Origin of the sequence: Streptomyces cacaoi, assembly GCF_006539165.1 — a bacterium.
Taxonomy (GTDB): domain Bacteria; phylum Actinomycetota; class Actinomycetes; order Streptomycetales; family Streptomycetaceae; genus Streptomyces; species Streptomyces cacaoi.
On the sequence record NZ_BJMM01000004.1, the window covers coordinates 126,203 to 150,731 of the forward strand.

At 72.2% G+C, this 24,529-nt stretch carries 16 protein-coding genes; 8 read left to right on the forward strand and 8 right to left on the reverse strand.

Features of this window, described 5'->3' with window-relative positions:
* The first annotated feature begins 188 nt into the window (after positions 1 to 188).
* Positions 189 to 2,105, forward strand: coding sequence for a DNA helicase RecQ (recQ, locus tag SCA03_RS05930; RefSeq protein ID WP_051846893.1), 1,917 nt, complete (start codon positions 189 to 191; stop codon positions 2,103 to 2,105).
* A 162-nt stretch (positions 2,106 to 2,267) separates the two neighbouring features.
* Here the strand turns inward: recQ and fahA are convergent, their stop codons facing one another.
* Complete coding sequence (gene fahA / locus SCA03_RS05935) at positions 2,268 to 3,473, reverse strand: fumarylacetoacetase (RefSeq protein ID WP_086814744.1); 1,206 nt, start codon at positions 3,471 to 3,473, stop codon at positions 2,268 to 2,270.
* A gap of 233 nt (positions 3,474 to 3,706) precedes the next feature.
* Here fahA and SCA03_RS05940 point away from each other — a divergent pair, with 233 nt between their 5' ends.
* Together SCA03_RS05940 and SCA03_RS05945 are read left to right on the forward strand one after the other, a co-directional pair.
* Positions 3,707 to 4,972 (forward strand): carboxylate--amine ligase, encoded by a 1,266-nt coding sequence (locus SCA03_RS05940; RefSeq protein ID WP_230988507.1) that lies wholly within the window; start codon positions 3,707 to 3,709, stop codon positions 4,970 to 4,972.
* A 564-nt stretch (positions 4,973 to 5,536) separates the two neighbouring features.
* Positions 5,537 to 6,802, forward strand: coding sequence for an FAD-dependent oxidoreductase (locus tag SCA03_RS05945; RefSeq protein WP_141275241.1), 1,266 nt, complete (start codon positions 5,537 to 5,539; stop codon positions 6,800 to 6,802).
* A gap of 33 nt (positions 6,803 to 6,835) precedes the next feature.
* On the opposite strand, the gene SCA03_RS05950 is transcribed toward SCA03_RS05945, so the two are convergent.
* The 3 genes from SCA03_RS05950 to SCA03_RS05960 all read right to left on the reverse strand — a co-directional run bounded on the left by SCA03_RS05950 (position 6,836) and on the right by SCA03_RS05960 (position 11,463).
* Positions 6,836 to 7,456: a Uma2 family endonuclease gene (locus tag SCA03_RS05950; RefSeq protein ID WP_030893027.1), complete on the reverse strand. Its 621-nt coding sequence runs from the start codon at positions 7,454 to 7,456 to the stop codon at positions 6,836 to 6,838.
* Between the two features lie 276 nt (positions 7,457 to 7,732).
* Positions 7,733 to 9,754, reverse strand: coding sequence for a CocE/NonD family hydrolase (locus SCA03_RS05955; protein ID WP_030889629.1), 2,022 nt, complete (start codon positions 9,752 to 9,754; stop codon positions 7,733 to 7,735).
* Between the two features lie 155 nt (positions 9,755 to 9,909).
* Positions 9,910 to 11,463 (reverse strand): peptide MFS transporter, encoded by a 1,554-nt coding sequence (locus SCA03_RS05960; protein ID WP_086814579.1) that lies wholly within the window; start codon positions 11,461 to 11,463, stop codon positions 9,910 to 9,912.
* A 327-nt stretch (positions 11,464 to 11,790) separates the two neighbouring features.
* Here SCA03_RS05960 and SCA03_RS05965 point away from each other — a divergent pair, with 327 nt between their 5' ends.
* The 4 genes from SCA03_RS05965 to SCA03_RS05980 all read left to right on the forward strand — a co-directional run bounded on the left by SCA03_RS05965 (position 11,791) and on the right by SCA03_RS05980 (position 17,112).
* A complete protein-coding gene (locus SCA03_RS05965) occupies positions 11,791 to 12,804 on the forward strand; it encodes a polyprenyl synthetase family protein (RefSeq protein ID WP_086814578.1) in 1,014 nt (337 codons plus the stop codon).
* 389 nt (positions 12,805 to 13,193) lie between these two features.
* Positions 13,194 to 14,537, forward strand: a complete 1,344-nt coding sequence (locus SCA03_RS05970; RefSeq protein WP_141275242.1) for a LolA family protein — start codon at positions 13,194 to 13,196, stop codon at positions 14,535 to 14,537.
* A 660-nt stretch (positions 14,538 to 15,197) separates the two neighbouring features.
* A complete protein-coding gene (locus tag SCA03_RS05975; protein ID WP_030888693.1) occupies positions 15,198 to 16,133 on the forward strand; it encodes an ABC transporter ATP-binding protein in 936 nt (311 codons plus the stop codon).
* The gene (locus tag SCA03_RS05980; protein WP_141275243.1) at positions 16,120 to 17,112 is read left to right on the forward strand and encodes an ABC transporter permease; all 993 of its coding nucleotides are present in this window, start codon (positions 16,120 to 16,122) and stop codon (positions 17,110 to 17,112) included. Before SCA03_RS05975 ends, SCA03_RS05980 begins: the two co-directional genes overlap by 14 nt.
* 224 nt (positions 17,113 to 17,336) lie before the next feature.
* Here the strand turns inward: SCA03_RS05980 and SCA03_RS05985 are convergent, their stop codons facing one another.
* From SCA03_RS05985 to SCA03_RS05995, 3 genes are read right to left on the reverse strand one after another with little or no spacing between them, the layout of a single operon-like run.
* Positions 17,337 to 17,804, reverse strand: coding sequence for a hypothetical protein (locus SCA03_RS05985; protein WP_086817807.1), 468 nt, complete (start codon positions 17,802 to 17,804; stop codon positions 17,337 to 17,339).
* A gap of 9 nt (positions 17,805 to 17,813) precedes the next feature.
* Positions 17,814 to 22,220 carry a DUF6531 domain-containing protein gene (locus tag SCA03_RS05990; protein WP_141275244.1) on the reverse strand — a complete coding sequence of 1,469 codons (4,407 nt, stop codon included), beginning with the start codon at positions 22,218 to 22,220 and terminating at the stop codon, positions 17,814 to 17,816.
* Positions 22,217 to 22,630: a hypothetical protein gene (locus SCA03_RS05995; RefSeq protein ID WP_086815102.1), complete on the reverse strand. Its 414-nt coding sequence runs from the start codon at positions 22,628 to 22,630 to the stop codon at positions 22,217 to 22,219. Before SCA03_RS05995 ends, SCA03_RS05990 begins: the two co-directional genes overlap by 4 nt.
* A 294-nt stretch (positions 22,631 to 22,924) precedes the next feature.
* Here SCA03_RS05995 and SCA03_RS06000 point away from each other — a divergent pair, with 294 nt between their 5' ends.
* Positions 22,925 to 23,314 (forward strand): VOC family protein, encoded by a 390-nt coding sequence (locus SCA03_RS06000; protein ID WP_051846213.1) that lies wholly within the window; start codon positions 22,925 to 22,927, stop codon positions 23,312 to 23,314.
* 121 nt (positions 23,315 to 23,435) lie between these two features.
* On the opposite strand, the gene rarD is transcribed toward SCA03_RS06000, so the two are convergent.
* Positions 23,436 to 24,422, reverse strand: a complete 987-nt coding sequence (gene rarD / locus SCA03_RS06005) for an EamA family transporter RarD (protein ID WP_086815101.1) — start codon at positions 24,420 to 24,422, stop codon at positions 23,436 to 23,438.
* Between the last annotated feature and the right edge of the window lie 107 nt (positions 24,423 to 24,529).

Here is a 24,529-nt window from a genome sequence, read left to right on the forward strand (position 1 = left end):
TGTGTGGCCGTGCCCCCGGGTGTCCGGCGAGGCGGGGCGGCGGCCGGACGGCGGGTCCCGGCCCCCTGCCACCGGGCGTTTCACCGCATCGCGGGGCCCGGCCCGGTGCCCGGAAGGCGGCCCTGCGCCGGGGCCGGGAGCACCGTGCGGCCCGCACGCGTGTCCCCCGGGCGGCCTATGGTGGCGGCATGCTTCAGGAGAGTGCCGGCGGGGCCCAGGGGGCCGGGGAGTCGGAGGCGCTGCACACGCTGCGCCGGGTGTTCGGATACGACGCGTTCCGCGGCGAGCAGGGCCAGATCATCGATCATGTGGTCGGTGGTGGCGACGCCGTCGTGCTGATGCCGACGGGCGGCGGCAAGTCGCTGTGCTACCAGATCCCCGCGCTGGTCAGACCGGGTACGGGCGTGGTGATCTCGCCGCTGATCGCCCTCATGCAGGACCAGGTCGACGCCCTGCGGGCCCTCGGTGTCCGCGCCGGCTTCATCAACTCCACGCTGGATTTCGAGGAGCGCCGCGTCGTCGAGGCCGAATTCCTCGCCGGGGAGCTGGACCTGCTCTATCTGGCCCCCGAGCGGCTCCGCCTGGAGGCCACGGCGTCGCTGCTGGAGCGCGGCAAGATCTCCCTCTTCGCGATCGACGAGGCGCACTGCGTCTCCCAGTGGGGCCACGACTTCCGGCCCGACTACCTGGAGCTGGCCGTGCTCGGGGAGCGCTGGCCCGAGGTCCCCCGGATCGCGCTGACCGCCACCGCCACCCCCGACACCCACCGCGAGATCGGCCAGCGGCTCGGCATGCCGTCCGCGCGCTCCTTCGTGGCCAGCTTCGACCGGCCCAACATCCAGTACCGGATCGTGCCCAAGCGGGATCCGCGCAAGCAGCTCCTGCGCTTCGTGAAGGAGGAGCACGCGGGCGACGCCGGCATCGTCTACTGCCTCTCCCGCAACAGCGTGGAGCGTACCGCCGAGTTCCTGTCGGGGAACGGGGTGGAGGCCGTGCCCTACCACGCCGGGCTCGACGCGGGCACGCGCGCCGCACACCAGGCGCGGTTCCTGCGCGAGGACGGCCTGGTCGTGGTGGCCACCATCGCCTTCGGCATGGGGATCGACAAGCCCGACGTCCGCTTCGTCGCGCACCTCGATCTGCCCAAGTCCGTCGAGGGGTACTACCAGGAGACGGGCCGCGCCGGGCGTGACGGGCTGCCGTCCACGGCCTGGCTCGCCTACGGGCTCCAGGACGTCGTCCAGCAGCGCAAGTTGATCGAGAGCGGCGAGGGGGACCAGGCGTTCCAGCGCCGCGCCCGCGGCCACCTGGACGCGATGCTCGCGCTGTGCGAGACGGTGCGCTGCCGCCGGGGCGAGCTGCTGGCGTACTTCGGTCAGGAGCCGGAGCAGGGTGCCGAGGGGTACCGCTGCGGCAACTGCGACACCTGCCTCACCCCGCCCGAGACGTGGGACGCCACGGTGCCCGCGCAGAAGGTCCTCTCGGCCGTGGTCCGGCTGAAGCGGGAGCGCGGCCAGAAGTTCGGCTCGGGTCACATCGTCGATCTGCTGCTCGGCCGCAAGACGGCCAAGGTGATCCAGTTCGACCACGACGCGCTCACCGTCTTCGGCATCGGCACCGAGCTGGGCGAGCCCGAATGGCGCGGCGTGGTACGCCAGTTGCTCGCGCAGGGGCTGATGGAGGTGGAGGGCGAGCACGGCACGCTCGTCCTCACCGACGCCAGCGCGGACGTGCTGCGCGGGGCGCGCGAGGTGCGGATGCGCAAGGACGTGCTGCCGGCGCAGCAGGCCCGCTCCGGCGGTGGGCAGCGCTCCCGCGGCGGTGGGGGCGGGCGCTCCGCGGCAGCGGTCGATCTGCCCGAGGAGCTGCAACCCGTCTTCGACGCGCTCCGTGCCTGGCGCGCCGAGCGGGCGCGGGAGCAGGGCGTGCCCGCGTATGTGGTCTTCCACGACGCCACGTTGCGGGAGGTCGCGGTGCGGCAGCCGGGCACTCTCGGGGAGTTGGGGGAGCTGCCGGGGGTCGGGGAGAAGAAGCTGGCGACGTACGGGGAGAGCCTGCTGGGCGAACTGGGCCGGCTGCTCGACGGCGAGGGCGCGCCCGGCTGATCCCGCCCTGCCGGCCCCGCCCCTCCCGTCCCCGCTGGGGAGCCGGAAGGGGCGGGAGCGCGGGAGCCCCGGAAGGGGCGGGCGGGCCAGGGAGCCGTGGAAAGGACGGGCCGGGAAGAAGCTCCGGAAGGATGGGGGAAGGACAGGCAGGAACGGTAGGCGTCAGACGGCCGGGTGCACCCGGCCGGTCACCTCGCCGAGGCCGATCCGCGCACCGTCCGGGCCGGGTGCCCACGCGGCGAGCGTCACCTCGTCCCCGTCCTCCAGGAACGCCCGCTCGCCGTCGGGCAGTTGCAGCGGCGTCTTCCCGCCCCAGGTCAGCTCCAGCAGACAGCCGCGCTGTTCGGGCGCGTCCCCGCTGACGGTCCCGGAGGCGAAGAGGTCACCGGTGCGCAGCGAGGCCCCGTTCACGGTCATGTGCGCGAGCTGCTGCGCCGCCGTCCAGTACATGGCGGAGAACGGGGGTTCGGAGATGGTGTGGCCGTTGAGCCGCACGGTGAGCCGCAGATCGAGGCCCCAGTTCTCGGCGCCGTCCACGGTGTCGTCGAGGTAGGGCAGCGGCGGCACATCGCGCGGCGGCGGGGCGACGCGTGCGGCGTCGAGCGCGTCCAGCGGCGTGATCCACGGGGAGACGGAGGTGGCGAAGGACTTGCCGAGGAAGGGGCCGAGCGGCACGTACTCCCACGCCTGGATGTCCCGCGCGGACCAGTCGTTGAGCAGGGTCACGCCGAACACGTGCTCGCGGAAGTCCTCCAGGCCGACGCGGGAGCCGTGCGGGCTCGGGGTGCCCACGACGAAGCCGACCTCGGCCTCGATGTCGAGCCGGCGGGACGGGCCGAACAGCGGTGCGGTCTCGCCCGGCGGCTTGCGCTGGCCCTGCGGCCGCACGACCGGTGTGCCGGAGACGACGACGGTCCCGGCCCGGCCGTGGTAACCGATCGGCAGATGCTTCCAGTTGGGGGTGAGCGCGTCACCGTCCGGGCGGAAGATCCGGCCGACGTTGGTGGCGTGGTGCTCGCTCGCGTAGAAGTCGACGTAGTCCGCGACGTCGAACGGCAGGTGCAGCGTCACCCCGGACAGCGGGTGCAGATGGCGCGCGGCCCGCTCGCGGTGTGCGTCGTCGGTGAGCCAGGCGCGCAGCTGCGCCCGTACGTCCTGCCAGGTCGAACGCCCGGCCGCCATCAGGGCGTTGAGCGTGGGCTGTTGCAGCAGGTCCGTGTGCGCGGAGCCGAACTCGGCCGCGGCCGCGCCCGCGTCGAGCACGTCGTCGCCGAACCGGACGCCGACGCGGCGGTGGCCGGGGCGGTCCGGGGTGGTGAAGAGGCCGTACGGAAGGTTGTCCGGGCCGAAGAGGGCTGTGTCACTCATGCGGCTCAGGTTATGGCTCCGTACTGCTGTGGTGAAGGCTGCAAAGCACCGGTCAAGGTATGGCCGTGATCATGCCGTCTTGTCCCGATAACTCTTGGCGGAACGGGGGTTCGGCCGTAGCGTGCTGTGCGGGGCACGGAGGGGGGCCGCGGAGGGGAGACCGTGGCGTGCGCACGGGCCGGACCGCCCGGACGCGCCTGCCGTGACGTGCCCCGTTGGGGGGCGACCAAGTGGTGAGCACAGTGCGCGACGGCCTGCACATCGGTCTGGACACCTCGGTGCCCGGGCTCGTCGTGAAGATCGGGAACTATCCGCTGCACCACGGCGGCGTGGGGGCCATCCGCAGCCTGGGCCGGCTCGGGGTGCCGATGTACGCGCTCACCGAGGACAGATGGACCCCGGCGGCGCGTTCACGCTATCTGCGCGAGGCGTTCGTCTGGCCGACGACCGGGTGCGAGCCGGCCGAACGGCTGGTGGACGGGCTGCTCGCGGCGGCCCGCCGGCTCCGCGGACCGGCCGTGCTCTTCCCCACCGACGAGGAGGCGGCCGTGCTGGTCGCCGAGCACCACGAGGAGCTGCGCCCGCACTTCCTCCTGCCGCCCGTCGACCCGGGGCTGCCCCGCCGGCTGGCCAGCAAGCAGGCGCTGTACGAGCTGTGTGTGGAGCACGGGGTGCCCGCCCCGGTGAGCACGGCGCCGCAGACCTACGCCGAGGTCGAGTGGTTCGCCTCGCGCGCCCGCTTCCCCGTCGTCGCCAAGAACCGGGAGGCGTATCTGCGCCGGGCGCGGCCCGCCGTCCCCGGCACGACCCGGGTGTCCGGGCCCCGGGAACTCCTCGCGCTGGCCCGCGGCTGGGGCGACCGGCCGGGCGTCGTCCTCCAGGAGTATCTGCCGCCCCGGTTCGCCGAGGACTGGATCGTGCACGCCTGCTTCGGCGCCGACGGTGAACCCCGCGCGGTGTTCACCGGAGTGAAGGTGCGCTCCTGGCCGCCGCACGCGGGCATGACGGCGGCGGCCTGCACGGTGGACAACCCCGAACTCGCCTACCTGAGCGCACAGTTCGTCAAGCAGATCGGCTACGCCGGGATCGCCGACATGGACTGGCGCTTCGACCGCCGCGACGGCCGCTACAAGCTGCTGGACTTCAACCCCAGGACGGGCGCCCAGTTCCGGATGTTCGAGAGCACCACCGGCGTCGATGTCGTCCGGGCCCAGCATCTGGAGCTGACCGGGCGCACCGTTCCCGCCGGCGAACAGCGCGAAGGGCGGCGCTATGTCGTCGAACACGTCGACGCGGCGGCCCGGTTGGCGTACCTCGGCCGCGGCCGGCGCGACTACCGGCCGCGGGACCTGCCGGCGGGCCGCACCGGCGGCACGGAGCTGGCCTGGGCCGCCGCCGACGACCCGCTCCCGGCCGCCGTCGCCCTGGCCCGACTGGCCCGCCCCGGCGCCCGCCACCTGTGGCAACTCTGGCGCGGCAGCCGCGGGACACACCGCTGACCGGACCCGGCGGCCCGGGCGGGCCCGACGGCAGGACGCACCGAACGGCACGACGGACCGAACGGCACGACGGACCGAACGCACGGCCGCCCGAGCGGCACGACGACCGGGCGAGGTCGGCAACGGGCCGAACCGGCACGGCGATCGAGGACGACAGCGAGCGGCGCCCGACCGGCCCGGCGAGCAGCGGGGCGAGCAGCGCAACGACCGGCACGGCGAGCAGCGCGAGCGAGCGGCACCGGGCGGCGACAGGGCCCGGACCGACAGCGGGAGTCAAACCGGCAACGGGACACACCAACCGGACACCGACGACGGGCCACCGACAACGGGCCACCGACGACGGGCCACCGGCAACGAGGCGCGGAGAGCAGGCCGCCGACAACGAGGCGCGGAGAGCAGGCCGCCGACAACGAGGCGTCGACAACGGGACGTCGACAACGGGACGTCGACAACGGGACGTCGACAACGGGGCAGCGAGAACGGGACACCCACAACGGGACACGCGACCGGACATACGACCGGACATACGACCGGACACACAACCGGACACAGGGAGGGAACCCGGTGAGGACGACACAGCGGGACGGGACCGTCGTGGTGATCGGCGCCGGTCCGTTCGGCCTGTCCGCCGCCGCACATCTGCTGGCGCGCGGCGTGCCCACCCGTACCTTCGGGGATCCGATGGCGAGTTGGCGCGACGCCATGCCCCGCGGAATGCTGCTGAAGTCCACGCCCGCGGCCTCGGCCATCGACGCGCCCCGGCCGGGCCACACCCTCGTCGACTACTGCGAGGCCGCCGGCGAACAGCGCTACGAATCCGACTGGGACGTGGTGCCCGTCGAGACGTTCACCCGGTACGGCGAGTGGTTCCAGCGCCGGCTGGTGCCGGATCTGGAACGCGACCGGGTCGTCTCCGTCGACCTGCGGCCCCGCGGCGGCTTCGAGGTGAAGCTCGACTCCGGCGAAGTGTGCGCCGCCCGCGCCGTCGTGGTGGCCACCGGCCTGACCGGCTGCGCCTATGTGCCGCCGGAACTGGCCCGCGCGGCATCGGACGGCCCCTCGCCCGGCGCCGCCGTCTCGCACAGCTCCCAGCACCGCGACCCGGCCCGGTTCGCGGGGCGCGACCTGCTCGTCGTCGGCGCGGGCCAGTCCGCGCTGGAGACCGCCGTGCTGGCGGCCGAGGCGGGCGCCGCCTCCGTGCGCGTGGTGGCGCGCGGCCGGCGGGCCGTCGGCTTCGGCGCACCGCCGGACCACCAGCCCCGGCTGCGCCCCGAATCCCCGTTCGGCCGTGCCTGGTCGCTGTACGGCATGACATACCACGCCGACGCCTTCCGCCGACTGCCCGGCCCCGTCCGGCACGAACTGGTGCGCAGGGTGCTGGGGCCGCTGGGCGCCTGGTGGCTGCGGGAGCGGTTCACCGGCCGCGTCGGCGTCACCCAGGGCGTCCGCGTGCTCGGCGCACGGACGGTCGCCGACGGCCGGGTCCGGCTGACCACCTCGGACGGGCCCGGGCTGGAGGCCGACCACATCATCGCCGCCACCGGCTACCGCCCCGACCTCGCCGCCCTGGACTTCCTCGGCCCCGGGCTGCGCGCCGCCCTCGCCCGCACCGGCACCTCTCCGCACCTCGGCCCCGGCTACCGCTCCTCCGTGCCCGGCCTCCACTTCACGGGCCTGTCGGCGGCCGCCACCTACGGCCCGGTGATGCGCTTCGTCGTCGGCACCCAGTACGCCTCCCACCGCCTGGCCACGGCCCTCGCCCGCCCGTCGCCCCACCCACCGCCCCATGGGTCGAGCGGTGAGGTGAGGGGGAGGTGGGGGCGGGGCTGAGCGTCGTCGGGGTGGGGTGGGGAAGGGCGGGGGTCAGGTGCGCCGGGGTGGGGTGGCGATGTCGGTCAGGTCGACGGCGACGGGGAACGGAACGGAGACCTTCAGCTCCTCCCGGAAGATCCCGGTGGCCACGTAGGCGCCGGTGCTGGGCTCCAATTCGAAGACGTGGACGACGGGGCGGTCGTTCTCCTTCTCGACACGCCAGTAGTGCGGGATGCCCGCCCTCGCGTACTTGAGGGGCTTGGTGTCCCGGTCCCGGGAGCGGGAGCTGGGGGAGACGACCTCGACGGCGAGCACGACGTCCGAGGGCTCGAACCGCGTCTGGTCGAGCCCCTGGACGGAGTCGGCGTGCACGACCAGCAGGTCGGGCTCGGGCGCGTTCTGTTCGTCCAGCACGGTGGTCATCTCGCGTGAGACCCAGTACTCGGCGGGCGCCAGTTCCCGGAGGCGGATGTTCAGCGCGTCCACGGTCATGGCGTGGAAGAGCGACTGCGGACTCATGAAGACGAGACTCCCGTCGATCAGCTCCGTGTGGGCCGGCAGGTCGGGGAGTCGGTAGAGGTCTTCGACGGTGTAGCCGCCCTCGGGCGGAATGGGCCACAGGTGCCGACGGGGGGCCTGGCCGGACGGAGGGAACTCGCCTTCGACGCTCATCGGTACTCCCATGGGCCGGAGTCTCGTCGGTCCGCCAAGCCTAGCGGCGGGGATTCCGCACGGTCTCCCCCGGAAGAGCGAGCCCGCCCGCCCTCCCGTCGCCCCACCCACCGCCCCATGGGTCGGGCGGGGAGGTGAGGGGGAGGCGGGGGGAGGTGGGGGCGGGGCCGGGCGTCGTCGGGGTGGGGTGGGCCCGGGGGTGACCGCCGCCCGGGTGCGTGCCGTCGAGGCCGGGAGGGCCGGGGTGGGCCCGTGGCCCCGGGCGGTTCGGCGGGGTCAGCCGGCTGTGCGGGGGATGCGGTTTTCCCAGGTGCGGCGGAACAGTTCGGTTTCGCCCTCGTGGCAGACGACCTCGTTCGTGGTGAGGAAACCGGTGCCGTCCGTCGTGATCGTCGAGCGGGTGGTGACGCGGGCGTCCCAGCCCAGCTCGGGGCGGTGCAGCCGGATCTCCCAGTCGGAGCGGGTGGTGGCCGAGAGCGGATCGTTCTCCTGGATGGTGTAGGTCTCCAGGGCGTTCTCGGTGAACTCCAGCCCGTCCGGGTAGACGCGGGTGCCGCCGTAGCGGGGGTCGACCTCCAGGCGCCAGGTGCCGGCCGCGACGTCCCGGACGACCAGGCGTTCGGGACGCTGTTCGGCTCCGCCGGGGTAGCGCACGCCGAGCGGTTCGGCCTGTTCGGGTTCCTCGAAGGTGATCGGGGCGCGGGCGGCGTCGCCGGACGGGTCGCGGACGGGCAGCTCCAGCTTGCTGGCGGACGGGTCCAGGGCCCAGCCCTCCTCGCTGCCGGGGTGCGGCCAGATCCACGGCCAGTACGCGGAGGAGAGGGCGAGCCGGATGCGGTGTCCGGGCGGGAACGCGTGGCCGATGCCGTTGAGTTCGAAGGTGACGTCCTCGGTGGCGCCGGGCTCCCACTCGACGGGGTGTTCGCGGCCGTGCCGGGTGAGCAGGTTGAGCACGCCGCGGGTGACCAGCGTGGAGGAGCCGTCCGGCGCGACATCGCACACGCGGGCGATGACCTGGCCGCGCGGCACCTGCGAGGTGAGGCGCAGCCGGACCCGCGGCCGGCCCAGGATCTCGACCCGGCCGTCCAGGACGGCGGAGTCGAAGCAGACGGAGCGGCCGTCCTCCTCGCGCTGGTCCGGCGGCAGGTCGGAGTCGTTCCCGAACGGGAAGAACCGGCCCGCGTCGACGCCGGTCTGCTGCGGCGAACGGACCGTCATCAGGCCCTGTCCGGGCAGTTCGTACGGCGTCATCGTCACCGACGGTGAGGGCCAGGTGTCGTCGCCCGTCCAGCGGCCGGGCAGCTCGGGGTAGACGGTGGCCGGCGGGTGCGACTCGCTGATCCAGGAGCGCAGCAGCGGCTCGTCCATGACGCCGGTGTCCACGTCCTTCAGCCAGCGGTCCCACCAGCGCAGGGTCTCCTGGAGGAAGCCGATGGCGGGGCCGGGCGGCAGCCCGCGGTCCGGGTACTGGTGCGACCAGGGGCCGATCAGCCCGCGCACCGGGGCGTCGCTCTCCCGCGGCAGGTGCTCGACCAGCCGCAGCACGGTGTCCCGGTAGGGGTCGTGCCAGCCGCCGACGGCGAGGACGGCGGCCTTGATCGCCGAGTAGTCCTCGCAGACGCTGCCGTGCTTCCAGTACGCGTCCCGCGACTGGTGGCCGAGCCAGGTGTGGATGAACGGGTCGACGGCCTCCAGCCGGCGCCGCCACATGTCCCGCCAGGCGTCGCCGACCTGCGCGGGGTCCGGCGGACGGGAGACGAAGGCGAGCATCGTCGAGGCCCAGGCGTGCATGTCGACGGCGAGCACGGAGCCGCCCATGTAGTGCACGTCGTTGTCGAAGCGGTCGTCGGCCGAGCAGACGGTGACGATCGCCTTGAGCGCCTCGGGGGCGCGGGCCGCCAGCTGGAGGCTGTTGAACCCGCCCCAGGAGATGCCGAACATGCCGACCTTGCCGGCCGACCAGGGCTGTGCCGCCAGCCAGTCGATGACGGCGACGCCGTCGGCCAGCTCCGTCTCGTCGTACTCGTCGCCCGGCAGGCCCTCGGAGTTGCCGTGCCCGCGCACGTCGACGCGGACGGAGACGTAGCCGTGGCCCGCGTACCAGGGGTGGCGCTGGGCGTCGCGCGGGGCGGTCCAGTCGCTGAGCCGGTAGGGCAGGTACTCCAGGAGGACCGGCTGGGGCTCGTCGGTCACGGGGCGCCAGATGCGGGCGTACAGGCGCTCACCGTCGGGCATCGGGATCCAGGCGTCCTCGCGGACGACCCGGTACGGGAACTGGTCGTTGCTGCGGATGTGCATACGCGAATCCTCGGACACCTCGGTGACGGTTCGGGACAAGGGGGGCGGGGGGCGTTCGCGCGGGCCCGTGCGGTAGGGCTGTGCGCGATCCGCCCCCCCCGGGAGCCCGGGGCCCCTCCGCGGGTCCCCGGCGGATTCCGGCGGTCGGCGGGCGGTCAGCGGACGGGGTGCATGGTGCGGCGCAGCCAGGGGGCGAGGGCGAAGACGACGAGGGCGACGACGACGGCGACGGCCCCGTTGAGGGTGAAGTAGAGGCTGTCGGCGATCCGCCCGTAGAACTTCACGGTCTGTGCCTGGATACCGGTGGCCAGGGCGAGGGAGAGGAACCACAGGGCGAGCCCCTGGCTGCTGAAGGCGGCGGGCGCCAGCTTGGTCGTCGCGGCCATGCCGGTGGCCTCCAGCAGCACGTCACCGACACCGATGAACAGCACCGCCAGCGCCACCCACACCAGGCTCATCTCCCAGCCCTCGCCGCTGCGCCCCAGCAGCGTCGGCACCAGGACGAAGAAGCCGAGCCCGCCGAGCAGCACCCCGAGCGCCAGCTTGTTCGAGGCGTGCGGCTGGCGTGCGCCCATGCGCTGCCAGGTGCCCGCGATGAACGGCGCGGACAGCACCGAGACGGCACCCAGCGCCGAACTGATCCAGCTGGAGGGCACGTGGTACCCGAAGACACTGGTGTTCACATGCGCGTCGGTGAGCAGCACCAGCACGGTGTACGACTGGAACAGCACGAAGTTGAAGGCCACCGAGGCCAGCCACAGCACCAGGAAGGGGCGCAGCCGTCCCCGTTCCGTGGCGTCCACCCGGGGGCTGCGCCAGATCACGGTGAAGTACACCACCGGCGCCGCCATGGAGATGTAGGTCAGCGAGTCCACGAACCCGGAGAGCGTGAGCGCGCCGAGCAGCGACAGCGCCACGCACACCGCGGCGACGGCGGCGATCCCGCCGGCGATCAGCCACACCGCGCGCCGCATCGCCGCCGGCGGCAGCGGGAACTCGGCCCCCTCCTTGCGCCCGGCCAGATGCCGCCGCCCGGCCACGTACTGGATCAGACCCAGCGTCATGCCGACGGCGGCGGCGGAGAAGCCCAGATGCCAGTTGATGTCCTCACCGAGCAGCCCGGTGACGATCGGCCCGAAGAAGGCGCCGACGTTGATGCTCATGTAGTAGAGCGAGAACCCGGCGTCGCGGCGCTCGTCGGAGGCCGAGTAGAGCTTGCCGACCATGGCGGCCACGTTCGGCTTCAGCATCCCCGTACCGGCGCTGATCAGGCCCAGCCCGACCCAGGTCGACGCCGGATGCGGCAGCGCCATCGCGTAGTGGCCGCAGGCGATGAGGATGCCGCCGTAGAGCACCGCGTGGTACGAGCCGAGCATCCGGTCGGCGATCCAGCCGCCCGCGACCGACAGCAGATAGACGAGTGTGCTGTAGCCGGCGGCGACGGACGCCGCGGCGCCCGGGTCCATGCCCAGGCCGCTGTCCGCCTCGGAGGCGGAGAAGAACAGCACCAGGATCGCCTGCATGCCCAGGAAGGAGAACCGCTCCCAGATCTCCAGGCCGGAGAGCGGCAGCAGCCCGCGGGGCTGTCCCAGGAACCGGGCCTCGGCGCCGGTGTCCCTCCCCTCGCGCGTACCGTTCTCGGGGCCGCTCCCCGGAGCGGGCTCCTGGCTGGATCCGGAGGGGCCCTGTTGGCTGGATCTGGGGGACACGGATGGTGCTCCTGACACGTTCGGCGTTTCGAGTGCCTCTGCTGTCCCGGAACTCACCGGCGAAACACGAACAAGGGGTGACTTGCAACATATCCCGTATATCCCGGCATGGCGCGCCAAGGGCGGTTAGCAGGGCGGGCGCCGACCGTGATCGTTATGTGACCGGTTACGCTGCCAGGAGATGCCAGGAGAAGCGGCAGCAGCAGTGGCACCCACCCCATGGGCGACACTCGGCCAACCCCGGTCGGCCCCCGGCCGGAACAGAACGTGACCTCGCACGATCCGATCCCGCTGATCGTTCCACGGACACAGACAGGAGTACCCCTCGTGACCGTCGTCGAGCCCTTCGGGCTGAGCGTGCGGGACCAGGCTCTTGAAGCCGATGTCCAGGCAGGGTTGGCGGCCGTCGAGGAGGGCCTCCTGGAGGCCACGAAGAGCGACGTGCCGTTCATCACGGAGGCGGCCCAGCACCTGGTGCGCGCCGGCGGGAAGCGCTTCCGTCCCCTGCTGGTCATGCTCGGGGCCCAGTTCGGCGATCCGTACGCGCCCGGGGTCGTCCCCTCCGCCGTCGTCGTCGAGCTGACGCACCTGGCGACGCTCTACCACGACGACGTCATGGACGAGGCCGACATGCGGCGCGGGGTGCCCAGCGCCAACGCCAACTGGGACAACTCCGTCGCCGTCCTCACCGGCGACTTCCTCTTCGCACGCGCCTCGCACACCCTCGCCGACCTCGGCCCCGAGGCCGTCCGTATCCAGGCCCAGGCGTTCGAACGGCTGGTCACCGGGCAGATCCTGGAGACCGCGGGACCCGCCGAGAGCCAGGACCCGGTCGACCACTACCTCGACGTCATCGCCGGCAAGACCGGCTCCCTCATCGCCGTCGCCGGCCGCTTCGGCGCCATGATGTCCGGCGCCGACGAACGCACCGTCTCCGTCCTCACCCAGTACGGCGAGCGGCTCGGCATCGCCTTCCAGCTCGCCGACGACGTCCTCGACATCGCCAGCGACGAGCAGGAGTCCGGCAAGACCCCGGGCACCGACCTGCGCGAGGGCATCCCCACGCTGCCCGTCCTGTACGTGCGCGCCCGCGCCGCCGGGCCCGACGCGACCGCCGCCGACCGCGAGACGGCCGCCCTGCTCGACGGCGACCTCTCCGACGACGCCCGCCTCGCCGACGCGCTCGCCGCCCTCCGGGCCCACCCGGCCCTGGAGCAGGCCCGTCGCTCCACCGTCCGCTACGCCGACGAGGCCCGCGAGATGCTCGCCCCGCTCCCGGACAACGCCGCCAAGGCCGCGCTGTCCGGGCTGTGCACGGCCGTCGTCGAGCGCGCGGGCTGAACTTCCGGGCGCCGCGGGCCCCCGCGGCCTCCGAACCGCCCGCGCGGGGCCGAACTTCCCGCGTCCCGCCCCGAGATGGGACGGCGCGGACCCCGAGACGGGACGGCACGGACACCGAGACGCGACGGCGCGGCCCCTGAGAGGGGCGGGCTCCGACCCTGAGAGGGGCGGCTTCCGACCCTGAGAGGGGCGGCTCGGGCCCAGCCCTGCGCAGGAGGGCCCCTCCTCCCGCCGGAGTACCCCGAGTTGCCTCCGGCGGTTGACGCCGGTCGTCCGGTCATCTGGTGCGATGGACCGCACACCCCGCACCGATCCGGGTGACAATGGCGGCAAGGGGTGGACGAGTGCGACCTTGGAACCGCCGCCGAACACGGAGGTAGGACAGACAGATGGCACAGATCCGACCGAACAAGCCCCGGCACAAGGCGGTGCGCTACGCCGTGCCCGTCGCCGTCGCGGGTGTCGCAGCAGCCACCGTCGGCCTGGTACCGGCCCTGGCCAGCACCGGCGCTCCCGACCTGCCGAAGATCACGGCCGAGCAACTGGTCGCCAAGATGGCCGAGTCCGATGTCCAGCACATGTCCGGGACGGTGAAGGTCGACGCCGATCTCGGCCTTCCCTCCCTGCCGGGCGGCTCCGGCGGCCCGGGCGGCTTCGGCGGCCCGCAGGGCGGGGGACACGACGGGGGAGGGGACGGCAGTTCCGGCAAGCAGGCCGACGGCTCCGGCGCGGCGCCCGGTGCGAAGCTCACCGAACTGGCGTCCGGCGAGCACACGCTGCGCGTCGCGATGGACGGGCCCGACAAGCACAAGCTGTCCGTCGTCGAGGACGCCTCGGAGTACAGCATCGTCCACAACGCACGGGACGTGTGGGCCTACGACAGCGGCAGCAACAGCGCCTGGCACGCCCGTTCGCCCCGGTCCGGCGCGGCGCACGGCGGCTCGGCCGCCGAGTCCGTCACGCCGCAGAAGGCGGCACAGCAGGCCCTCGACGCGGTCGGCAAGTCCGCTTCCGTCACCGTCGACGGCACGGCGAAGATCGCCGACCGCGACGCCTACCAGCTGGTGATCAAGCCGAAGAACGCCCCCGACTCGACGATCGGCGCCGTCCGCATAGCGGTCGACGCCGACAACGGCACCCCGCTGAAGTTCACCCTCACCCCGCACGACGGCGGCAAGCCGGTCGTCGACATCGCCTACCAGGACGTCGACTTCGGCAAGCCCGCGGCCAAGACCTTCGAGTTCAGCCCGCCGAAGGGGACGAAGGTGACGGAGGCGGACCCGGAGAAGCTCGGCGAGCGCGGCAAGTCCGGCGAGCACGGTGAGCACGGCAAGCCCGGTGCGGGCGGGCCGCTCGGCCGGCCCGGGGACGGCGCGCTGCTGGAAGGCGAGGGCCCGCAGAAGGCGCTGGAGGGCCTGTCCGGGCTGAACATCGTCGGCAAGGGCGGCGACTGGAACAAGGTCGCCGAGTTCGACACCGGTATGAAGGGCGCCCTCTCGGGACTCACCGGCTCCGGCGCCGGAGCCGGCAAGGACCCCGGCAAGGGCGGCGCCGGCCCCGACGCCGGGAAGCTGCTCGACAGCCTCACCGACGAGGTGAAGGGCGACTTCGGCACCGGCCGCGTCGTCAGCACCCGGCTCGTCAACGCACTGATGACGGAGGACGGCAAGGTGTACGTAGGTGCCGTGACGAAGGAGGGCCTGATCAAGGCCGCCGAGTCCGCCGCCGAGTAACACCGCTGCCCCGCCTCTCCGAAGGGCCCGGCCCACCCGCGGGCCGGGCCCTTCACCACGACCCTGCCCCGCCCGCCTCGCGAACGGCCGGGCCCGGCCCCTGCTGAGCCACCGTCCGTCCACCGTCCGTCCACCGTCCGTCCACCATCCGGCCGCCGTCCGGGCGTCCGGCGCGGAACGGACGGCGGTCCGGGACCGTTCACGGGGAAGGGCTCCGCCGCCGGGGCCCGCACCGCACGGCGGAACGGACACCCGGCGACGCCCGCGGCGGACCGACGACGGAGGAGACACATGCCACAGCCGAACGGCGCGGACGGCACGACTCCGCAGTCCGACACGACCGCGCCGAGAGGGCGCGGACCGTCCGGCGGCGGCTCCGTGGACGCGGGTTCGTCCGGCGGTGGCTCTGCCGGTGCCGGTTCGTCCGATGGCGGCTCTGCGGCTGTCGGTTCGTCCGGTGGCGGTGCGGGCGGTGCGGGCGGCGCGGGGGCGCCCGGCGACAGGAGCGGCGACGCGGGTCCGTCCGGCGGCGGCACCAGCGGTGCGGAGGCGGAACCGTCCGGTGGCGGCGCGAGCGGTGCGGGGGCGGTCGGCAGGGGGAGCGCCGAAGCGGGCGCGGCCCCCGGCGGGTTCGGGGGAGCGGCTTCCGGCCGGGGCGCGGTGATCGCCACCCGGGGGCTCACCAAGCGGTACCGGGGCGGGCAACTCGCCGTCGACCGGCTCGACCTCACCGTCCCCCGCGGCAGCGTCTTCGGCTTCCTCGGCCCCAACGGCTCCGGCAAGACGACGACGATCCGCATGCTGCTGGGCCTCATCGGCGCCACCGACGGCACGGTTCGGTTGCTGGACGAGCCCATGCCCGACGCCGCCCGGCGGGTACTGCCCCGCGTCGGCGCACTCATCGAGGGCCCCGCCCTCTACGGCTTCCTCTCCGGCCGGGAGAACCTCGTCCGGTTCGACGCCGCCGACCCCACGGCCGATCCGCGTACCCGCCGTGCCCGCGTCGAAGAGGCCCTGGACCGGGTCGGACTCCGGGCCGCGGCGGGCAAGAAGGCGCGTGCCTACTCCCTCGGCATGAAGCAGCGCCTCGGCCTGGCCGCCGCGCTGCTCCAGCCCCGCGAACTGCTGGTCCTGGACGAGCCGACGAACGGCCTCGACCCGCAGGGCATGCGTGAGATCCGCACGCTCGTACGGGAGCTGGCCGGGGACGGCATCACCGTCTTCCTCTCCTCCCATCTGCTGGACGAGATCGAGCAGGTGTGCACCCACACGGCCGTCATGAACAGGGGCGCCCTGATCACCCAGGGCACCGTCGCCGAGGTGACCGGCGGCTCCGCCGCGGCCCGCGGTCGGCTCACCGTCCTCACACCCGACGCCGGGGACGCCGCGCGCGTCCTCAAGGAGCACGGCGTCACCGACCTCGTCACCGACGGCGACACGCTCACCGGTGACCCGCCGGAGGGCACCGACGTCGCCGATCTCAACACCGCCCTCGTCCGCGCGGGGATCCGGGTCCGCTCCTTCGGGGTGCAACGGGCCTCGCTGGAGGACGTGTTCGTCTCGCTCACCGGGGAGGGTTTCGATGTCGCGGGCTGACACGGCAACCGACACGGCAACTGACACAGCGGCCGGCGCAGCGGCCGACACAGGGCGTGCCGGAGCCGGAACGGCCCGGCCCGTCGCCCCGCCGGCCGCCCCCGCCCCCGCCCCCGGCCTCGGCGCCGGTGCAGGCCGGGGCCCCGGCGCGGCCCTCGGCCTGTTCCGCAGCGAACTCACCCTCACCTTCCGCCGCTGGCGCAGCCTCGCCCTGCTCGGCATCCTCGCCGTCCTGCCGATCGTCGTCGGCATCGCGGTCAAGATCGAGACGAGCGACGGCGGTTCGGTCGGTGGCGGCGGAGGCGAAGGCCCCGCGTTCATCTCGCAGGTCACCAACAACGGCCTGTTCCTCGTGTTCACCTCACTCGCCGCCACGCTGCCGTTCTTCCTGCCGATGGCGGTCGGCGTGATCGCGGGCGACGCCATCGCGGGCGAGGCGGCCTCCGGCACCCTCCGCTATCTGCTCGTCGCCCCCGCCGGACGCACCCGCCTGCTGCTGGCGAAGTTCACGACGGTGCTGGTCTTCTGCCTGGCCGCCACCCTCGTCGTGGCAGCCTCCGCCCTCGCCACCGGCGCGCTGCTCTTCCCCACCGGCGAGGTCACCCTGCTGTCCGGCACCTCGGTACCGTTCTCGGAGGGTCTGCTGAGGGCCCTGGCCATCGCCGCCACGGTGGCGGCCAGCCTCGTCGGGCTCGCCGCGCTCGGCCTGTTCGTCTCGACGCTGACCAACAGCGGGATCGCGGCCATGGCCACCACCGTCGGACTCGTCATCACCGTGCAGATCGTCGACACGATCCCCCAGCTCGACGTCGTCCACCCGTACCTGTTCCCCCACTACTGGCTCAGCTTCAGCGACCTGCTGCGCGACCCGGTCTACTGGGACCACCTCACCAAGAACTTCGGCCTCCAGGCGCTCTACACAGCCCTCTTCGGCTCAGCAGCCTGGGCCCGCTTCACCACCCGCGACGTCACGGCCTGACCGACGGCCCTGTCCGAAGAAGAGGGAAGCGCACGAAGGCGGGGGCTGGCGAGACAGGGAGGACCTTGGGCGAACCATGCAAACGTTGCCGTCGTGATCCAGCGGCTCGTGCCATACACGAGTCCGACTTCTTCTCCCCGACTCACGCACGACGCGCTTTTACCCCTGCGGGCGGTGCCCTCCCCGAAAGGTAACAGCCGGAACGATCTGCTGCGGGCTCAGCTCTACTGATCTGAGTCGATGCGCCCCATCAGCCTGGCCAGCGCATCGTCGTAGACGGCATCACTTTCTGGGAGCAACTCCTTCATCTTGGTGAAGAATTCGGTGCCTGCACGCTGAAGCGTCGCAACGAACTCGCTTTCGCTGACGGAGGCGACCCGGCGGACGTCGTCATACGTGAGAGAAACAAGGAGCATCCCGCCGCCCACCTGCTTGAATCCGAAACGGATCGGCTGATCCGGAAAGTACGTCGCCACTTCATCGCTGTGGCGGAAGTCCGAGACCATGTTGCAGATGTAGGCCCACAGGTGATCGACGTCGTCCCACAGCTCTCGATCCAGGATCTGCACCCCATTGATCGTCAGATCGATTGCGCCCTCGACGTGCCGTGGGTCCGGCGGAGACTGTGAGGCGTGCGAAATCTCGATGAATTGACCGGTCTCGGTGCGGAGGTATGAGACGACATCGATCACGGTCGCTCCTTAGAGAGTTCCAGGGTAGAACTGGCCGACATGGCCATTTCTGATACCCACCACGTAGTTGACGCCATTCACCTTTCCTTCAATTTGATACATTCTTGAGGTGCGGGAAGCCACTGCGTCTCGATTCTGGCGCAGCACCTCGGTGATGGTGTCCTCGACATCTTGTACGGACATTTCCTTGTCGAGGAAGGACTGCTTCTTCTTGACTGATCCATCCCAGTATTTTGGATGATGCCTCTCCAGGAAATGGGTCATATCTTTTTTGTCGACCAGTAGTTGTTTGTTGCCGAACTGGTAATTCTTGCTCCTCCAGTCTTTGAGGGCGTTCTGAACCGTGCATGTGGCGAGGCCCAGTGGGTCTATCTGCCCATGCGGATTATCAACGTAAGCCCGGTCGTTCGGCCCAGCCCCCAACCCCAGCGGGTCAGCCGAAAGGTACCGTCCGCCCTCCGGGTCGTAGTACCGGAAGTAGTTGTAGTGGAGGCCGGATTCGGGGTCTGCGTACTGGCCTGGGAAGCGGAGGGGGCAGGTGAGGGTGTCTCCGGCTTCCGTTGAGGCGGGGGGTGGGAGGGGAGTGCCCCAGAGGGTGGTGCGGTGTTGCCAGGTCAGCTCGCCGGTGGGGGTGAGGAGTTCGGTGGGGGTGCCGGTGAGGTCGGTGAGGACGGCGTGGAAGCGGGGCGCCGTGGTGTGGGGGTCGGTGAGTTTGGTGAGGAGGGATTGGCCGGGGATGCGGGTGAGGGGTGTGTGGTCGGTCTGGGTGAGGGGGCGGTGGGTGCCGGGGGCGTGGTCCCAGGTGGTGGTGCGGCCTTCGTGGGTGGTTTGTTCGGCGAGGCGGGTGCCGTCCCAGGTGAAGGTGAGGGTGTGGCCGTCGGGGCCGGTTTTGGCGACGCGGCGGCCGAGGGCGTCGTAGGTGTAGGTCCATACGGCGCCGTCGGGGGTGCGTAGCCGGGTGAGCTGGTCCTCGGCGTTCCAGGTGTGGGTCCAGGTGCGGCGTCGGCCGTCGAGGAGGCGGCGGCAGGTGGAGATGCGGCGGCCGGCGGCGTCGTGCAGGTAGGTGGTGCGGCCGGCGCGGTGCTGGAGGGTGCCGGTGTTCTCGCGTTCCCCGTTGGCCGGATGGTGCGGTGCCTCGGCGTGGGTGAGGTTGCCGGCCGGGCCGTAGGCGTAGGTCTCGTGCCAGCCGTGGGCGCTCACCCGGTGTACGCGGCCGGTGGCGGTGAGGCCGAACCTGCGGGTGCCGGTGGCGAGTTCGCGGATCTCGGTGAGGTGGCCGTCGGGGCGGTAGGTGTAGGCGCGGTGCTGGGCGAGGGCCGAGGGGGTGCGGGCGGTCTGTGTGGTGAGGCGGTCGGCGGCGTCCCACTGCTGGGTGAGGGTGAGGTCGCCGGTGCGGCGTTCGGTTTCGCGGCCCGCGGCGTCGTGGCTGAAGGTCAACGTGCCGTGGTCGGTGGCCAGTTCGGTGGGGCGGCCCTCGGCGTCGTAGCTCCAGGTGGAGGTGATGCCGGAGGGGGTGGTGCGGTGGGTGCGGCGGCCGAGGACGTCGTAGGCGTAGGTGACGGTGCGGGGGCTGGTCTCCGCCGTGGACGCGGATCCGGCTGTTGCCTCGGGCCCGGCGGGGACGGCGGTCGACGGTTCGGCGCCGGACGTCCTCCGTTCCGTCGGGCGGGCTGCCGGGGACGGGGTCGACCCGCCAGGAGGCCTGCCGAAAAGGACTGTGGTCTCGGTCAGGACGCGGCCGAGGGGGTCGTGGGTGAACGTGAGGTCGGTGGCGGGTGTGGTGGCCCGGGTGAGGTGTCCGGCCTCGTCGTAGGTGAAGCGGGTCACCGCGCCGGTGGTGAGGTCGTGTTGGGCGGTGACGCGGCCGAGGGTGTCGCGGGTGTAGCGGAGGGTTTCGGCCGCGGCGTTGGTGCGGCCGAGCAGGAGGCCGTCGGGGTCGAGTGCGTAGGTGAGACGGGCGCCGTTGAAGTCGGTTTCGGAGGTGAGGCGTCCGGCCGGGTCGTAGGTGTAGGTCCAGTGGCGGCCCTGGGGGTTGGTGACGCGGGTGAGCCGCATCTCGGTGTCGTAGGTGAAGGTGTAGGTGGCGCCGTCGGGGTCGGTGCGGCGCAGGGGGACGTCGAAGGGGCCGGGCTCGTAGGTGGTGGTGTGGCCGGCCGCGTCGGTGTGCCCGAGCAGGTTGCCCTCGCCGTCCCAGGTCCAGGTTTCGCGGGCCCCGGTGGCGTCCTCACGCCAGGCGGGCCGGCCCTCCACCGTCCAGGCCATGCGGGTGGTGTGGCCCAGCGGATCGGTGATCGCGGTGATGCGGCCGAAGGTGTCGCGCCGGACGTGGGTGGTGTGTCCGAGTGCGTCGGTGACGGCTGTCGGGAGTCCTGCCGGGTCCGGGACGATCCGGCGGGTGTGGCCGAGTGCGTCGATGACGGCGGTGAGGTGGCCGCGCGGGGTGTACCGGTAGCGGGTGGTGGCGCCGGCCGGGTCGACGGTGGCGGTGAGATTCCCGGCCTCGTCGTAGGTGTGCTGCCACCGGGCTCCGCCCGGCTCGCGGATCAGGGTGGGCAGGTGGAGCGCGTTGTGTTCGACGGTGGTGACGGTGCCGTCGGGGTGGGTGACGGAGACGAGGTTGTCGTACGCGTCGTAGGCGTAGCGGGTGGTGCGGCCGGACGGTTCGGTGACGGTCACGGGTGCGGTGCCGTGCGCGTTCCATTCCGTGCGGGTGGTGTGGCCGAGCGGATCGGTCTCCTCGACGACCTGTCCCTCGGTGTTCCAGCGGCAGATGCGGCGTCCGCCGTAGGAGTCGGTGAGGACCGTGGTGCGCGCGGCGTCGTCGTAGGTGAAGCGGTTGGCGTAGATGCCGTCGGGGCCCGCGGTGGCCACGACGCGTCCCGCGGTGTCGTACTCGTAGCGGAAGAGGGTGCCGTTGCGGTCCTGCCAGGTGAGCATGCGCCCGGCCGAGTCGTAGGTGAACCGCAGCGCCTTACCGGTGGAGTTGACGACCTCGGCGAGATTGCCTGCCTCGTCGTAGGCGTACCGCAGCACCGTGGTGCCGGGGGCGGACGAGCCGGACGCGGCGGCGTAGGGCGAGGGCGCCTCGTCCATGAGGCGTAGGGCGGTGACCCTACGGTTCTCGGTCTCGACGGTGACGTAGTAGCCACCGGAGTGCCGCAGCCCGGTCGGTACTCCGCCGGCGTCGCGTTCGATGTCCACCCGCTCGCCGTTGCGGTCCTCCCAGCAGGCCAGGGGGAGGCAGATGACGCCGTCCTCCTCGGTGGGGCCGGGATCGGCGAATGTGCGGACGAGGCCGGAGTGCGGGTCCGTGACCCGCATGGCACCGTCGGGCCCGCCGTCCCACTCCAGCGTCCAGCGGGCCCCCTTCGCGGGCAGCACCGGGACCCCGGGTTCCGGTACGGGGAAGACCAGACGCATGCCGTCGGCACCGGCGTAGACCACGCCGTCGGCGTCGAGCTGGACGTGCTCGTCCAGCGTCGAGGCCCAACTGGGGCCGAAGCACACGCCCGCACGGTAGGAGGACAGGTGCGTGCGGGAGACGACGAGGGGGAGCGCGCCGGGGAGCGACAGGTCCGTCTGCTCCATGAACATGTCGCCGCCGGCCACATCGACCGGCTCGCCCCGGCCCGGCAGGTCCTTGCCCCTGCGCGCGGCGGACGGCGGGATCAGCTGGCTGCGCAGCGAGGACGGCCGCAGGGCCACGGGGCGCTCCAGCGAGAACGTGCCGCGGGAGAGCGGCCCCAGCACCGCGCCGGTCAGCGATCCCGTCTTCGCCGCGTTGGCGACCTCGTCCAGGCTGTAGCCGTCCTGGTGGCCCGTGGCGATCCGCACCGACTGGGCGACGGCCAGGTCCATCGTCGCGGATTCCACACCGCCCAGCGCGGCGAGGACCACGGCGTCCGCGAAGATCTGGGCGGCTCTGGCGGAGATGTTCACTCCGGCCGCTGCTCCCATGGCGAGGACTTCTCCGACCACGCCCTCGGCGAGCAGGTCGGAGGCGCCCGCCGTGGCGGGGGTGAAGGCGATGGCGAGGACGATGGCCGTGGCGCTGATGCTGATCTCGGTCCACAGCCGGTCGACTTCCTTGTCGATCTGGTCGGCCACTCCGTCCAGACCCTTGGCCAGCTTCTTGGCGGCCCTGGACAGGTTGCGCAGCCAGCCGTCGGTGTCGTCCTTGCCCACGTACCGGCGCCAGAAGTGCTCGAAGGCATCGACGGCTTCGCCGCTGTTGATCTCGATGATCGAACCGGCCGACTTGTTGGTGGCCGCGATCACGTCGTCGACGTTTTCGGCGAAGTCCCGCCATGCCTGGGCCGCGTCCCGCAGCTTCCCCGGGTCCCCGTCGGGCCATTTCAGGCCCACCGTCTCCAGCGCCGCCTTGGCCTTCTCCGCCGTGGCGTCGAGGAAGCTCACTTGTCTTCGCCGCCGTCCGCGCCGTCGCCCTTCCCGCCCTCGGCGGCGACGCGGGTGAACATGCCCTTGATCAGGTCCTCGTTGTCGACGTGCCCGTCCTTCATGTCGTCCAGGGCTTCGTGGATGCTCACCAGCCCGAGCACGAGGATGCCCGCGGTGCTCTCCACCGACTTACGGGCCTGAATATAGGGCTTCTCGAACTCCTCCTCGATGTTGCCGTCGGTGCCCCACGGCTTGCCCAGTCCGTCGAGCTTGGTGATCAGCGTGGTCAACGCCGTGCTGAGCTTCTTGCTCTGGGTGCCGAACACCGGTGCGGCCAGCCTGAGTTCGGGTACGCCGATCCCCAGGACCTCGCCGCCCTTGCCGGCGCCCGCGCCGTAGTCCGAGGTCGTCGTCTGGGCGAGCTGCATGTGCGGGGAGTTCGTGGGCTCTGACACCGGGAAGCTCCTGCGGAACGTGTGATTTTCGGCTGACGAGCGCGGTGCAGCAGCCTACGTCCGGGTTCGCCGCGCGGTACAGGTGGTGCTCGGACAGGGCATGCGGGCGCACTCCGGGGGCGGGGAGCGGGCGTTGTGCCGGTGTGGTCGGCCTCGGTCGGGAATGCGCGCGTGGTGGCGGGACTTGACCAGGTGAGGGAAGTCGGGCCGGGAGGCGGAAGATCGAAATCCGGCTCGCAGCAGTCGACTTGGGGAGGCGGTCCGCTGATGCGTGTGTCGTACGAGGTGTTCCACAAGGACGTCGCGGAGCTGGTGCGGTTCTATGTCGCCGTGCTGGGGTTCGAGGGGCCGGAGAACCCCGGGGCCTCGGACTATGTCGTCGTCACCCGCGGGGAGGTGCGGGTGGGCTGCTGCCGGCACGGTGACGCGGACGACACGCCGCGCAAGCCGCCGGCGGGGAGCGAGATCGTGCTACGGGTCGACGACGTCGAGGCGGAGCACGCCCGGGTCGTCGCCGCGGGCTGGCCGCTGGCCGATCCGTTGATGACGCGGCCGTGGGGCATGACGGACTTCCGGGTGTTCGACCCGTCCGGGCAGTATCTGCGGATCACGAACACGAGAGCTGCCGCCGGGGAGTCGTCCGGGGCGGGGGAGTAGGCGGGCTGTCGGGGCCCGGGCGCACGGCTCGTGGTGGCCGGTCGCCGGCCCGGGGTCCCGGTCTGGCCGGGGATCCTCGGGCCGAGGTCTCAGACCGGGCCGGGCCGCCGGTGCGGAAGGGTCAGGACGGCTGCCGGTCCGGGGACGGTTCGGGGCCGGTGGTGGCCGTCTCCTGGCCGGACTTGGCCGCGGCCTGCACGGCCGCATCGCGGAGCGCGGCCCGCCCCTTGCGCGCGGTGCGCAGCGCGTCCCAGGTGAGGATGCAGAGCGCGGCCCAGACGAGACCGAAGCCTGCCCAGCGCTCGGGGGGCATCTCCTCGTGGAAGACGGTCAGGCCGAGGATGAACATGAACGCCGGGGCCATGTACTGGAGGAGGCCGATGGTGGAGAGGGGGAGGCGGACGGCGGCGCCGCCGAAGAAGATCAGGGGGAGGGCGGTGGCCAGGCCGGAGAAGACGAGCAGCAGGGTGTGGCCGACGCCGTCGGTGGTGAAGGTGGAGTCGCCGCGCGCCCAGAGGTAGCAGAGGAAGCCGAGCGCGGGCAGGAACTGGATGGCGGTCTCGGCGCTGAAGCCCTCGACGCCGTCGAGCTTCACATGCTTCTTGATGAGGCCGTAGGTGGCGAAGGACAGGGCCAGGCAGAGCGAGAGCCAGGGCAGCTTGCCGTAGGCGAAGGTCATCACGACGACGGCGAGGGCGCCGATGCCGACGGCCACCCACTGGGCGGTGCGCAGCCGTTCGCGCAGCAGGAGCACGCCGAAGGCGATGGAGACCAGCGGGTTGATGAAGTAGCCGAGCGAGGACTCCAGGACGCGGTCGGCGCTCACGGACCAGATGAACAGGCCCCAGTTGACGGTGATCGTCATGGCGGCGAGGACGACGAGTCCGAGCTTCTTGGGCTGCCGTATCAGCGCGGGCACCCAGGACCAGCGGCGCAGCAGGGCCAGGACGAGCAGTGCGGTGGGCAGGGACCAGACCATGCGGTGGGAGAGGACCTCGCCGGCTCCGGTGTCCTGGAGGGCGTGCCAGTAGAGGGGCAGCAGGCCCCACATGCCGTAGGCACCGAACCCGAACAGCAGACCGGTGCGCTGTGTGCTCCGCGATCCCATGGCCGCCCCCTCCTCATGGTCGTGCCGGCCACCCGAAGGTAATGGGGCGGGACGGGGCGTGTCATTTCCGTTTCGCATTTCGGTCCTGTCGGCTGGATCACGTCGCC